The 12841-nt window shown below is 66.7% G+C and carries 15 protein-coding genes and 1 pseudogene; 11 read left to right on the forward strand and 5 right to left on the reverse strand.

The window, feature by feature from the left end:
• Positions 1–962: 962 nt before the first annotated feature.
• Positions 963–1928 carry a phosphotransferase family protein gene (locus tag ABN034_RS07690; protein ID WP_349690294.1) on the reverse strand — a complete coding sequence of 322 codons (966 nt, stop codon included), beginning with the start codon at positions 1926–1928 and terminating at the stop codon, positions 963–965.
• Between the two features lie 188 nt (positions 1929–2116).
• Here ABN034_RS07690 and ABN034_RS07695 point away from each other — a divergent pair, with 188 nt between their 5' ends.
• Positions 2117–3058 carry a hypothetical protein gene (locus ABN034_RS07695; RefSeq protein ID WP_349690295.1) on the forward strand — a complete coding sequence of 314 codons (942 nt, stop codon included), beginning with the start codon at positions 2117–2119 and terminating at the stop codon, positions 3056–3058.
• Positions 3059–3396: 338 nt separating this feature from the next.
• On the opposite strand, the gene ABN034_RS07700 is transcribed toward ABN034_RS07695, so the two are convergent.
• Together ABN034_RS07700 and ABN034_RS07705 are read right to left on the reverse strand one after the other, a co-directional pair.
• Entirely contained in the window at positions 3397–3786 is a 390-nt protein-coding gene (locus tag ABN034_RS07700) for a hypothetical protein (RefSeq protein WP_349690296.1), read from the reverse strand.
• 266 nt (positions 3787–4052) lie between these two features.
• Entirely contained in the window at positions 4053–4550 is a 498-nt protein-coding gene (locus tag ABN034_RS07705; protein ID WP_349690297.1) for a nucleotidyltransferase domain-containing protein, read from the reverse strand.
• Positions 4551–4777: 227 nt separating this feature from the next.
• Here ABN034_RS07705 and sigJ point away from each other — a divergent pair, with 227 nt between their 5' ends.
• From sigJ to ABN034_RS07730, 5 genes and pseudogenes are all read left to right on the forward strand, one after another.
• On the forward strand, positions 4778–5650 hold the full coding sequence (sigJ, locus tag ABN034_RS07710; protein WP_349690298.1) for an RNA polymerase sigma factor SigJ: 873 nt from the start codon (positions 4778–4780) through the stop codon (positions 5648–5650).
• Positions 5651–5729: 79 nt separating this feature from the next.
• On the forward strand, positions 5730–6869 hold the full coding sequence (locus ABN034_RS07715; protein WP_349690299.1) for an NAD(P)/FAD-dependent oxidoreductase: 1140 nt from the start codon (positions 5730–5732) through the stop codon (positions 6867–6869).
• Between the two features lie 48 nt (positions 6870–6917).
• A pseudogene (locus ABN034_RS07720) lies at positions 6918–7358 on the forward strand (SDR family oxidoreductase); the annotation flags it as partial.
• A 54-nt stretch (positions 7359–7412) separates the two neighbouring features.
• Complete coding sequence (locus ABN034_RS07725; RefSeq protein WP_349690509.1) at positions 7413–8783, forward strand: glycosyltransferase family 2 protein; 1371 nt, start codon at positions 7413–7415, stop codon at positions 8781–8783.
• Positions 8784–9002: 219 nt separating this feature from the next.
• Positions 9003–9674 (forward strand): hypothetical protein, encoded by a 672-nt coding sequence (locus tag ABN034_RS07730; RefSeq protein ID WP_349690300.1) that lies wholly within the window; start codon positions 9003–9005, stop codon positions 9672–9674.
• A gap of 22 nt (positions 9675–9696) precedes the next feature.
• Here the strand turns inward: ABN034_RS07730 and ABN034_RS07735 are convergent, their stop codons facing one another.
• A complete protein-coding gene (locus ABN034_RS07735) occupies positions 9697–10098 on the reverse strand; it encodes a hypothetical protein (RefSeq protein WP_349690301.1) in 402 nt (133 codons plus the stop codon).
• 86 nt (positions 10099–10184) lie between these two features.
• On the opposite strand from ABN034_RS07735, the gene ABN034_RS07740 reads away from it, so the two are divergent.
• The 5 genes from ABN034_RS07740 (at position 10185) to bfr (ending at position 11959) form a co-directional block, all read left to right on the forward strand.
• A complete protein-coding gene (locus ABN034_RS07740; protein WP_349690302.1) occupies positions 10185–10559 on the forward strand; it encodes a MerR family transcriptional regulator in 375 nt (124 codons plus the stop codon).
• 20 nt (positions 10560–10579) lie between these two features.
• The gene (locus tag ABN034_RS07745; protein WP_502877640.1) at positions 10580–10909 is read left to right on the forward strand and encodes a YnfA family protein; all 330 of its coding nucleotides are present in this window, start codon (positions 10580–10582) and stop codon (positions 10907–10909) included.
• 249 nt (positions 10910–11158) lie between these two features.
• Positions 11159–11287, forward strand: coding sequence for a hypothetical protein (locus tag ABN034_RS07750; RefSeq protein WP_349690303.1), 129 nt, complete (start codon positions 11159–11161; stop codon positions 11285–11287).
• Positions 11284–11484 carry a (2Fe-2S)-binding protein gene (locus tag ABN034_RS07755; protein ID WP_349331259.1) on the forward strand — a complete coding sequence of 67 codons (201 nt, stop codon included), beginning with the start codon at positions 11284–11286 and terminating at the stop codon, positions 11482–11484. The genes ABN034_RS07750 and ABN034_RS07755 overlap by 4 nt, the downstream gene beginning before the upstream one ends.
• A 7-nt stretch (positions 11485–11491) precedes the next feature.
• Positions 11492–11959, forward strand: coding sequence for a bacterioferritin (bfr, locus tag ABN034_RS07760; RefSeq protein WP_349331260.1), 468 nt, complete (start codon positions 11492–11494; stop codon positions 11957–11959).
• A 306-nt stretch (positions 11960–12265) separates the two neighbouring features.
• Here bfr and ABN034_RS07765 read toward each other — a convergent pair whose 3' ends face one another.
• Positions 12266–12787 (reverse strand): GNAT family N-acetyltransferase, encoded by a 522-nt coding sequence (locus ABN034_RS07765; RefSeq protein WP_349690304.1) that lies wholly within the window; start codon positions 12785–12787, stop codon positions 12266–12268.
• Positions 12788–12841 lie beyond the last annotated feature (54 nt).

Consider the following 12841-nt stretch of genomic DNA (forward strand, 5'->3'; position numbering starts at 1 on the left):
CGAAGGGGTGGAAGGCGCAGCTGACAGGACAGCGCAGCTCCTAGCCGGTCGAGCGCCCGACGACGCCAGCCGTGACGCCAACTGACCCGACCAGCAGCAAGCACCAGCCGCCCAGGCGTGATCATCCAGAGCGTTGACCGAACCCCAGACCCGGCTTGCCGCGACCTGAAAAGCGGCAGGTCGGCGAGGCGCCCGAGCTTCCGAGTCCGCAGCCAGAAGTTGGACGAATCTGCCATGATCCCTACATGAGTCCCAGCCCGCGACGCGTACCAACCTGGATCTGGATCGCTCTTGCACTCGTCTTGGTCTTCGCCGTCTGGGCGTTCATCGGAGACCTCGACACGTCGCGCTGAGCCGCCAGGAGTGGCCGCAATTTGGCCGCGAGGCACCCCCAGAAGACACCAGATGATCAACAACGCCGGGCACTGAAACCGCAGGTCAGCCCGCGTTCCGGCTAGTCGATTCGAGGCCTGTCGAGTCCTACGGATCAGAAGGTTGGGGGTTCGAATCCCTCCGAGCGCGCACCGCCTGACCAGCACAAACGCCACGTGCGCCGGATCGGGACCGCCGCCACTTTGACCCCGTAATTGACCAACGGGCGTTGTTCGGCCCTCCAGGTGGACTCTGCCACGACAGGAGCGGCTGGCGGTGAGTGGAGAGCCGCAGGGGCCACCCATCGAGTGGCCCACCGGGCTCGGCTCGCCCAAACCGAGGTCAGGAGCTGGGCGGGTGCTCAGCGACGCAGAACAGGTTGCTAGTGCGTACGGATCCGCGGCTTCGACCTCACCGTCGGCGCGCGCGTGATCAGCGGCATGAGCGAGTGGAGCATATCCTCGCTAGCTGCGACCGTCCTGACATGGCAGACACCGGCCGGCGCCTGGATCCGTTCGAACACACGGGGCGGACTGTCCAGCATCACCCGAGACACGACACGTGGTCAGATGTTGTCGGCGGTTGTCTGTTCAGGCGCCGGTCGAGGGCAGGGGACCGCGTTCGAGGATTTCGGCGAGGAGCTCGGCCGTGGCGGTGAGATGTTCCTGGTTCCAGGTCCATATGTTCCATCCCAGGTGGGTGAAGCCGATCTGCAGCTCGTAGCAGTGGTGGCGTACGGCGGCGTCGACGAGGGCGCTCTGGTCGGCTCGTAGGCCTGGGTCCTGGAGCAGTCCGGAAAGCGGGTCGGTGGCGGCGATCCCCGGGTAGAACACGGGCCCCCAGACACTGCACCAGGCGGCGTCGTAGAGGAAGTCACCGCGTAGCGAATTCTTCCAGGAAAGTACCGCTTGAATCCGGCGACAGTCCGGACTCACCAGCACGTTGCCGTGCAGGAGATCACCGTGGATGAGATCGCGGCGCTCGGGGCAGGCCGCGACCAGCGTCCTCACCCGGTCGCACACCGCTGCGGACAGTGCCGCGAGCTTCGGGTCGGCGTCCAGGGCGGCGCGCCATCCGTGCACCCGATTCCCCGGATCGTCCACCAGCCTGGCGAGGACAAGTTCGCGCCAACTGCGGGCCGGCGCGCCTGCCGGGTGCCACATCACCGGGGTACCGGGAGATGCGGGTACCCGGTAGAGCGCGACGAGCAGGCGGGTGAGGGTGGGGGCGACGGCATCGGCGCGCTCGACCGGTGTGTCCTCCAGGAACCGCCCGTGATGACGTACCGAGATGGCGTAGGCCTGCCCGGCCGGTGTGGTCCCCACCTCCCTGACCTGCGGTACCGGCAGATCCGGTCCGCTGAAGGCCATAGCCATCCGGTCGGCTTCGTACCAGGAACGCTCACGACCGAAGCGAATCACCAACTCTTCCCCGCCCGATCGGTAGGCCCATGCCGATGACCACGCCCCGCCGGTCAAGGGCTCCAGGTCGCTGGGAGTGCCGCCGGAATGCTGGGTGAGGAATGCGGCGACCTCTTCGTGCGTAGGCTGTTGCATCCCGCCAGTATCCGCCCAGGTCGTCCGCCGCTCCTGCATTGGCGCTGGCTTCGCGGGACGCTTTGCTAGCGTCCCTGGCCATGCCACGACACCTTCCTCCACCGGCAAGACCGCTGGGGCCGGACGCCGAGGGTCGGTGGGTTCGCCGTTGGACGTCACCGGAGTGGACGCGCACCGTAGACGCATGGGTGAGCCGCCGGCTCGCCGAGCAGGGCCGCCGGATCATCGGCGAACCCGTCACCTACCGAGCCCGCGTGTGGTCCGTGGTCCGCTGCTATCAGTCCATCGAAGGGCTGGTGTGGTTCAAGGAGACCAATCCCGGGCATCGGTTCGAGGCTGGCCTGACTGCTGCCCTGGCACGTCTGGTACCCGATGTCGTCGCCGCGCCGATCGCGGTGGATCGTGCCCGTGGCTGGCTGCTCACCAACGACCACGGAACGACACTCGACCATAAAGACGTCGCTGATCAGCCAACACGGTGCACCGTGGTCCGCGCATTGGCGCGGCTCCAATGCTCACTGCTCGGCCATCTCGAGGTGGGCGAGCACCCTGGGCTTGTCGTGCTCCCACCCAGCGCCGCCGGGGACCGGGTGCGCGCTGTCGCCCGCGACTGGGCTGCGTTGCCGGCGGGCCATCCACTCCACGCGGAATCGGACATGCTGGAACGGGCTGACCAAGCCGCGGGCGTACTGGATCGCTGCACTGCGCCCCTCAGCGGCGCTGTTCCACTCGACCTGGAAATCAACGACGTCTATGCCGCGAACATCTGCGCCGACCGCGGGGCCGGCACGCTACAACTGCGGTTCTTCGACTTCGGCAATGCACTCTGGGGCCACCCGTTCGTCACACTGCACGGCTTCCTCGACTCGGTGGAGGAGTGGAACAACGCCCCGTTGTCATCTTCGGACCGCGAAGCGCTCTGCGACAGCTACCTGATGGTGTGGCGCGAACACCTCCACGCCAACCCACAGCTGCTGCACCGGGACCTCGCCGCAACCCGAGTCCTGGTCCACGTGCACCGGCTCGTCTCCTGGCTGCGTCTTGTCCCGTACGCCGATCCGACCGAAATCCGAACCAGAGCAGAGATACCACGGCAGCAGATGGCCAGCATCGCGGCACTGGCGGACTGACGTTCCCTCTGGGATACGGACCTGGCTCGCTCCCCGCCCTTCGTCCCAGGCGAACTCGATCACGATGTACGTCTCTAATGTGGGACCACATCCAGGCATATGGGTGATCGTCGACAGATGATCAGGATGCTCTGCGTCGTGACCCTGACGCGTCCTCACCCCGAGCGGCTTGATCAGCTGAGACACTCGCTGTTCGGAGATATCGAGTACGCGGGCGATGTCTGCGCCCGTGAACCCGCGATTCTTGAGTGTGTGAAATACCGTCGGCAGGGGCTCGGGCTGGTCAGATGACCGGCCCGAGGCCCTGCTGTCATGTTCAACCGATCCGTCCGGTGCTATTAGCCAGCTTCCTGGCAGGGACTCTTCACACCGTTGCTCTCCAATGAGATGTACTTGCCCGACTCATCGATAGCGCGAACGGTCCAGGTTATGTCTTGGTCCACGCCGTAGAAGTTGGCAATGGTTGACTGGGAACCGGAAAACCACACTCCGTCGGCGAAGATCCTGTAGCCGAACGCGTCCGGAATGGCCGTCCACTGCAGGACGAGTTCCTGGCCGATGCACCCCGGGGGATGCATGGTGATCGCCTGCTGCGTCGACGTGGTGCCCACAGCCTGTGAAGCGGGCTCGGCGGTGGTAGCGGCGGTGGCTGGTGCTGCCCCCATCAGCAGGGCACCAGCGACCAACGCGGCCGCCCCCCATGTCCGTGCCGCGCGGGCTGTTTTCATTGCCATACTCGGCCCTTCCCGTGTCGTGATGAGCGATTGCGTGTGAGGCCTCACCTGCTCACACGACTGGAGTGACGCATCCGTTCATCCCTGGTCCGGCGATGGCCAAGCTCCTGGGTTGGGTCGGCTACGAGGAACCCTGATCGGCCACCGCCTTCTCCTTGGCGGACAGGCCGCCCTGGAAGGGAGGAGCCGGCGGGTACCGCGACTCGGACTCCAGCGAGACGGCTTCGACGTGGCGAGCCAGGCAGTGTCGTGGCACCTACTCAGGCGGGTGTGCGAGCAATTTCTCGGAGGGTGGCGATGTCGTGGACATCCTTCGGGCGCCATGATCGACCGTTGCGAAGCTTGGGAAAGTGCTCCTTCATCGCAAGCATTCCAGCGACGCTCATCGCCGGGACGGCATGGCCGTCAAGCACGCCGGGTAAATTGCTGAAGGAGTCGGCAGGGAACACCCAGTCAGACCAACGGCCCTGTGTGCGGAACGTGCCGTCCGGATGCGCATCGAAATACGCGGTGCTGAAGGCGACACCGTTCCAGGCGAACTCGCGCGACTCCTCGGGCGGCTGCGTGTCCAACAGGACGGCGCCCTCCTCCACAAGCGCCGCCGTGCCGCGCTCGCCGTCCGATCTCTCGACCCAGAACTCGATGTCGCCGTGCTCGCGGGTGATCCGACCGATCCGAGCGTCGAGGCCCCACCCTCCGAACAACCAGGCCGCCACTGCCGCTCGGCGTAAGACGTCGAGGACAGCGTGGATGCTCACCAGTTGGGCGCGACCGCGCCGGTATAGCATCTCTGCAGGCGTCTCGCTCGACATCTTTCCATCTCCACTTGGACTCCAAGCTGGTCATGCCCGCCGGGCATGCTAACGCCCTTGCCACAGGAGCGCTGAACGGTTATGGATCCCGGCCGGCGCTACCGGCGGATCGAGCCCATCCGTCCCTAGAATCGGAGGTCGATCGCTGATCCGAGTGGGCAAGGGGGCCGAGGGTGGGGTCGACCATCACGTTGTCGGAGGCCGACTGGGAATCGCATCGCCCTGCGGTGTTCGGGGCGGCCTACCGGATTCTCGGCACCGTGGCCGAGTCCGAAGACGTGATGCAGGAGGTCTGGTTGCGTGCCGCCACGGTCGACCTGTCCGAGGTGCGGGATCTGCGGGCCTGGTTGGTGACCCTGGCCGCGCGTACGTCCTACAACGTGCTGAAGTCGGCGCGCGTCCGGCGCGAGTCCTATGTCGGGCCCTGGCTGCCCGAACCGCTGCTGACCGGGCCCGACGCCGCCGCACAGGTGCTCATGGACGAGTCGGTCAGCACCGCGATGCTGGTGCTCATGGAGAGGCTCACCCCCGCCGAACGCGTCGCACTGGTGCTGCACGACGTCTTCGACTTCCCGTTCGGCCAGATCGCCGAGGTGCTTGGCGGCACGCCCGCCGCCAGCCGCAAGCTCGCCTCCCGTGCGCGGGCGCGGGTCGCAGCGGTCGAGGAGCTGCCCCGGGCGTCCAGGGCTGAGAGCGAACGCGTGCTCAAGGCGTTCAAGGCGGCCGCCGACGCGGGGGACATGGCCAAGCTGGTCGAGTTGCTGAACCCCGAGGCCGTCTATGTCGGCGACGGCGGCGGCAAGGTGACCGCCGCGCGCAGGCCGGTCCACGGTGCCGAGACGATCGCCCTACTGGCGATCAGGCAGATCGAGATCAGACGCCCCGACGCGTTCCAGATCATCGAGGTGAACGGGTCCCCGGCCTTGGCGACCTACCGTCGTGGCGAGCTGGTCTGGCTGGACACCGTGGAGATCGTCGACGGGCGGATCACGGAGTACAGGAGACTGGCCAATCCCGAGAAGCTCGCTCGTATCGGTCACATCTGAAGCCGCCATCTTGTCTCCCTGCCGAACCCTCCGATCCCGGGGGGGCGAGGCTCAGGAGAGGACAAACACGATGGGACACGTGGTGATCATCGGAGGCGGTTTCGCGGGTGTGTGGAGCGCGGCGGGAGCGGCGCTGGTACGCGGAGACGCCGACCTGCGGATCACGCTCATCGCGCCGAACGAGCACCTGGTGCTGCGGCCGCGCCTGTACGAGCCGGAGCCGGACCTGGCCAAGGTGGAACTCGGCAGGATCCTCGAGCCGATCGGCGTCGAGCACCTGCGGGCCGCGGTGAGCACGATCGACACCGACCGCCGCGTGGTCGTGGCCGACGACGAGGAAATCGGATATGACCGGCTGGTGCTGGCGGCGGGCAGCAAGCTCGTTCAACCCCAGGGCCTGCCCGGCGCGGAACGACTCTTCGACATCGACACCCTGGCCGGTGCCCGGCGGCTGACCGAGCATCTGCGCGACCGCAAGGACTACTCCGCCGTGGTCGTCGGCGCCGGGTTCGTCGGCTTGGAGGCCGCGACCGAACTGGCCGCCCGGGGCCGGGTGCTGCTGGTGGACCGGTCGGGGGTGGTCGGACACCAGCTCGGCCCGGGCCCGCGCGAGGAGATCGAGTCGGCGTTGGACGCCCTGGGCGTCGAATGCCGCCTCGGGACCACGGTGACGGAGGTCGGCGACGGGTACGCCGTCCTTTCCGACGGCACCACGGTCGAGGCGGATGCGGTGGTCTGGTCCGTGGGAATGAGGGCCAGCGAGCTCACCCGGCAGATCTCCGACGAACTCGACCACCTCGGCCGGGTTCCGGTGGACCAGCGGCTGCGCGCCCTTCCCGAGGTGTTCGTCGCCGGAGACACCGCCGCCGCGGCGTTCGACGCCGAGCACACGGTCATGCAGGCCTGCCAGCACGCCACCCCGCTCGGCAAGGTCGCCGGATACAACGCGGCGGCAGACCTGCTGGGCGTGCCGCTGCGCGACTTCACCCCCGGTCCGTACGTCACCTGCCTGGACCTGGGCGCCGCCGGTGGGATCTTCACCCGGGGCTGGGACCGCAGAGTGATGGCCTCAGGCGCGGAAGGCAAAGAGATCAAGGTGCGGATCAACCAGGCCATCCACCCGCCGGTCGACGACGCCCCGAAGATCCTCGCCGCCGCCGACAGGGTCCACATCGAGCTCCCCTTCTTCCCCCGCTCCGAGGAAGAGGCGGCGGCATGACTCCCGCACCCCTCCAGGACGCGGCGTGCGACAGGCGCCGCGGACGTTCGCGCCCTGGTGCGCCCGGGAGCGCATGTGCCTGAGGGCGTGGACGTCGCGATCGGAAGCCTCGAAGAACCGGACCGACTGCTCGCGGCATTGAGCGGAGTCGAGGTGGTCTTCCTGGCGTGGCCGTTCCTCACCACCGAGGGTGCGCACGCCGTGCTGGAGGCGATCGGCCAACACGGCCAGCGCCTGGTCTACCTGTCGTCGATCGGCGTGGGCGGCCGTCCCGAGGAGCTGGTCGATCCCATCTTCACACTGCACGCTGACATGGAGAGCCTGATCGATGCGTGCGGCCCGCCGCGTACCGTGCTGCGTTCGGACACTATGGCCAGCAACGCTCTGGGCTGGGCCGAACAGATCCGTACCGCCGGGATCGTGCGTGGCCCGCTCACCGCGCCGACGGCGGTCATCGATCCGCGCGACGTCGCAGCCGTCGCGGCCTGCGCGCTCACCGACGACGTGCACGTGGGTGCGACCTACCGGCTGACCGGACCCCAGGTGATCAGCCCCCCAACAGGTCCGGGCGATCGGCACGGCGATCGGGCGGGACCTTCGCTTCGAAGAAGTCCCTGTCAAGGATGCGCGAGCACAGATGCTTGCCGACGGCCGCCCACCCGCCCTGGTGGACGCCCTGCTGTCGGCAGCCGAGACCCGCTCGGCCTCGACCCTGGTCACCTCGACCGTCGCAGACCTCACCGGGGAATCGCCGCACAGCTTCCTCCACTGGGCGCGCGATCACAGCGACGAGTTCCGTTGGCCGAGCCGCAGGTACCCAAGCGTTTCCGTGCTTTTCAGACGTCGGCTGGTAGCCTCGACGATCCTTCCGACGTTGACGAGGACCACATGGCAGGCAGGGCAGACACACTCCACGGGGTGTCCTATGTCATGCCGGTGCTCAACGAAGTCGAGCACATCGAGGCGGCCGTCGAGAGCCTCATCGGGCAGGACTATGCGGGCCCGTGCGAGGTCGTCCTGGCGCTCGGACCGAGCGTGGACGGCACCAACGAAGTGGTCTCGCAGATGGCGCGGGACGACCCGCGGATCCGCAGCATCCCGAACGAGCTCGGTTCGACTCCCGGTGGCCTCAATGCGGCGATCAGGGCTTCGAGCTACCCGATTGTCGTGCGAGTGGACGCCCACTCAGTTTTGCCGCCCGCTTACACGCGTATCGCGGTGGAGACTCTCTTGCGCACCGGCGCGGACAACGTTGGCGGCATCATGAAAGCCGAGGGCACGACGCCGTTCGAGAAGGCGGTCGCTCACGCATATGGCGCCCGCGAAGGGCTCGGTGGAACGCCACATCACGTCGGCGGCGAGGAAGGTCCGGCCGAGACCGCATACCTTGGCGTCTTCCAGCGGCATCGTCTCGTCGAAGTCGGCCTTTTCGACGAGGGGATCAGGCGTGGACAGGACTGGGAACTCAACCGCCGCATGCGCGCGAACGGCGGAACTGTCTGGTTCACGCCCGAGCTCGAGGTCGTCTATCGTCCGCGCTCGAGCCTACGCAGGCTCGTCCGCCAATTCGTCTCGACCGGCATCTGGCGAGGCGAACTCGCACGTCGGTTCGGCGCCGAGAACTCTTTGCGCTACTTCGTTCCGCCGTTAGCGGTGCTTGGGGTGCTCGGCGGCGCCATCCTCGGGATCATCGGTTTCGGCGCGGGCTTGGGGTGGCTGTTGATCGGCTTCGCCGTTCCCGCGCTCTACGTACTGTTCGTCGTTGTCGCGTCGACCATAGCGACGCGCGAAGGGATCCGCACCGGGCTGTGGTACCTCGTAGTCCTGCCATGCATCCACGTCGGGTGGGGCATGGGCTTCATCCTCGGATTCCTGAAGCTGACGAGAAACATCGCAGTTCACACGGGAAGGTGACCGCTTGTCGCTGCGACTGGAGACGATCACTCCGGAGAACGTCGGCGATAGTCGATGCGAAGTGGCCGACGGCAATGACCGTGCGGCGGGGTTTCGGCACAAGGTCGACCACCGCCTCGGTCGCGACCGACCGGGGTGTTCCTTCTCCATTTTTCGCACAGGTCAGGAGACCATTTCAAGACTTATCTTTCGGCGTCCAGTGCCACAGACTCATGCCCCATGGATGAGATCGGGGTGCGCACTGAACGACACGGGGAGACTGCGGCGGTGAGAGCACGGCTCCAGCACGTCTACTGGATCGGTGGCGGGAGCGGTGCGGGGAAGTCCACCATCGCTCGTCGCCTGGCCGATCGGCACGGTCTGCATCTCTACTCGACAGATGACGTGATGTCTGATCACGCCAGCCGGAGCACACCCGAAGACTGCCCGTACCTGAGCGAGTTCGTGGCCATGGACATGGACGAGCGATGGGTGAACCGACCTCCGGACACCATGCTGGAGACGTTCCACTGGTGGCGGGGCGAGGGCTTCGGCCTGATCGTCGAGGATCTTCTCCGCCTTCCGAGAGAGCCTCGCATCATCGTCGAGGGCCACCGAGCGTTGCCAGGCCTCGTGAAGCCTCTCCTCGCGGCGCCCACCAACGCCGTTTGGCTCCTCCCGACTCCCGACTTCCGCCGGGCTGCGTTCGACAGCCGGGGTTCGACCTGGGAGATAGCGCGGAAGACCAACAATCCGAAACGTGCTCTGCACAACCTGCTCGAGCGTGATCGACTGTTCACGAACCGCCTTTGCAAGGAAGCAGCGAGTCTCGAACGACGCGTCATCGACGTCAGCACCACGATGACCGAGGATGACTTGGCTGAGCGGGTAAGCGAGGCGCTCGGACTCTGAGCCGCGCATTAGCATGCGCTGATCAGGAGTCCACCCCGCCCGACGCGGTGGTGAGGGCGCCGTCGTTGCTCGTCCTGATGTCGAAGCCGGCCTTGCGCAGCCGTTCCAACAGGCCCGGGAATCCGTCGGCGACATGTTCGGGGACGCGATCGATCTCGTCGAGGGCTGCTTGCACCATCGGGTCGTCCTCGCCGGCAATGCGGTAGATGACCTGATCGTCGTACGTCGTGACCGTGTAGGTCAGGAACGGACAGCATCCCGCCTCCCGTTCGGCGAGGTCGCGCACCCACGCTTCGACACCGGCGCGGGCGGTGAACCGCCAGATGACGGCGTCGTCGGTGCGTTCCCGTCCGGCGAGTGCGTGGTCGAACAGTCGCGCGTACTCGGCCATTCGTTCCTGCGGGGTGTCGGAGGCGGTGGTCATGTCGCAGACGAGGGGAGCGGAGCTGGATGAAGTAGTCACTCCACGACCGTAGACTCTGGACCTATGTCCAGGGTCAAGGGTTTGCGATGAAGATCGGTGAGGTGGCCCGGCGTGCCGGAGTCACGATCGACACGATCCGGTTCTACGAACGACGCGGCGTGCTGTCGGCGCCGGCCCGCCGCCCGTCGGGGTATCGCGAGTACGGCGAGGACACGGTGGGGCGTATCCAGTTGGCGAGACGGATGAAGTCGTTGGGGCTTTCGCTCGACGAGATCATCGACGCGCTCGCCGCGCATGACGCCGGTCCGGTGACGTGTGAGTCGGAGCGTTGGCGGTTGGATGCCGCACTCGATCGGGTCGATGCGCGGATCGCGGAGTTGAAGGCGTTGCGAAAAGAGATCGTCGCCGCCCGAACGGCGTGCGAGCAGGGGAGCTGCACGTTCGTCACGGGCGGCGCGTGAGGAGACTGGCGCCCGTGAGTATGACGAAGTCGTTGCTGCTGTTCGTCGCCGCCGCCGTTGCCGAGATCGGCGGCGCCTGGCTGGTCTGGCAGGGGGTCCGCGAGCACAAGGGGTGGATCTGGGTCGGCGCCGGCGTCCTCGCGCTGGGCCTCTACGGATTCGTCGCGACGCTGCAGCCGGACGCGCACTTCGGCCGCATCCTGGCTGCGTACGGCGGGGTGTTCGTGGCCGGGTCGCTGGCCTGGGGTATGGCCGTGGACGGGTTCCGACCGGACCGGTACGACGTGGCCGGAGCCCTTATCTGCCTGGTCGGGGTCGCGGTCATCATGTACTCCCCGCGAGTGGCCTGAGCTTTTCCAGCCGGGCCGCCCTGGACGCGGCGCAGGTGTGTGCGGGTCGGTACGACCGCGGGTGCGAGATCGTCGCCGAGTGGGCGCGCGTACAGCCGGCGGTTGAGCACCACCAGCTCCGGTATGACCAGCACGAGCGCGGCGCCCTCCCGTAGTCAGGCCGGGCATGTGCCACTCTGCGCTTGCCGGGGTTAGGGTAACCTAATAGAGTGCCACTTTAGGGAAGCCTCACCTTATGGTGTGGCGTTGATGGGCTCCGCCTCGGACCGGCAACCGCCGGGGCTGACAGTGGAGCCTTCGTACGAAGGAGTCCGGGTGCACCGCAGGATCGTCGCCGCGTTCGTCGCGGGCACCGCTCCGGAGGAACCCTCCTCATGATCATCTGCCACTGTGAAGTTGTGACCGACGGCGCTGTCGTCGAATCGATCAATGGTGGCGCCCGAACGCTGGCGAACATCTGCAAATCCACCGGTGCCGGACGAGGCTGTGGCGCGTGTGTCTTCTCGCTCAAGCGACTGCTGTGCGAGCATGAGCCAAGCAGTGCGTCGCCGGAGGTGGAAGTTGCAGCCAGTTAGTCCACGCGTGGTCGAATTGCTCAACGATGCCCTGACTCTCGAACTCACCGCCACCAACACCTACTTCCTGCACGCCCGCATGTGTGATCACTGGGGCTTCGGACATCTCGGCAAGGTCTTCTACGACCTGTCGATCGAGGAGATGCGGGACGCCGACGACCTGATCCGCCGGATCCTGTTGTTCGACGGGCACCCGAACGTGCAGCGGCTCAACCCCATCCAGGTCGGCGAGTCCCCCGAGGAAGTTCTCCGGCTGGCGTACGACAGCGAGAAGGTGGCCGTCGCGCAGTTCAACGCCGGTGCACAGGAGTGCCACCAGCTCGGCGACCACGGTACGGCCGCGGAGTTCGAGGACATGGTGCGCGACGAGGAAAAGCACGTCGACCTGTTCGAGAGCCAGCTCGACGCCATCGAACATGTGGGCATCGCCCACTACCTCGCCCAGCAGATCAACCACGGTAGCTCAACCGACTAAGGTCCCGTGGGTCCTGCAGGGGCGGAGGCGTTGGGCGTACGTCCACCTTTCCGTCGTAGGTGTGCTGGTCACGGTGGGATGTGGCCTGGCTGACGGGGGTTGGGCCCGATCCCTCGCGGGGCGTACGACAGCTGAACGCAGGCCCAGGCTCTGCGACCCGAACTGTCCTGCGGCCAGCGCGCTGCCCTCGGAACGTCCGGCACAGCTCCCCCTCGCCGAGCGCCTGCAGGAATCCGCTGCGCTCTCCTCTTGGCGAGGCTTACTGACCGAACTGCTGGTGATCTACGAGCACCCGGAGTGAGCAGATCAAAGGTTGCGAACCTCTCCATGGAGGGGGAGGTCGAACCACATCAGCTCGGCTGGCCCCACTACGGTCGTTCCGACCTCAGCGAAGCCAACCTTGCGGTACAGCGAACGCGCAGGCGGGTTGTTCGACGGAGTGTGGGTGACAACCGCATCAAGCTCGTTGCTGACTGCCCAGTCGATCAATGTGCGGCAAAGAAGGGCTCCGACACCTCGTCGGCGACACTCCGGAGCTATCCGCATCCGGCTGAGGTGCGCCACGCTGGTACGACCCTCGGTGAGGCCCGGTGGAACGTCGGTACCGGGAAGATCTGCGCCCACCATGCCAACCAATACCTCGCCATCTCCACGGGGTTCGACAGCCACCCAGAACGCGAGGTAGCACTCCTCGATGCGTTCCAGATCCGTGAACCATCCGGGCGGCTCAGGGCCCTTGTGCCACGGTGGCAACACGCGATCGTGCAGTGTCCGGATATGTGGGCGGTCAGCTTCCCGATACCGACGCACGGAGATCACCTCGAGCATCCTGGCAACCCCAGCGGGCGCCAGCAATCGAGTTTCAGGCCCGCGGTGCAAGAT

Origin of the sequence: Actinopolymorpha sp. B11F2, assembly GCF_040195635.1 — a bacterium.
GTDB lineage: Bacteria > Actinomycetota > Actinomycetes > Propionibacteriales > Actinopolymorphaceae > Thermasporomyces.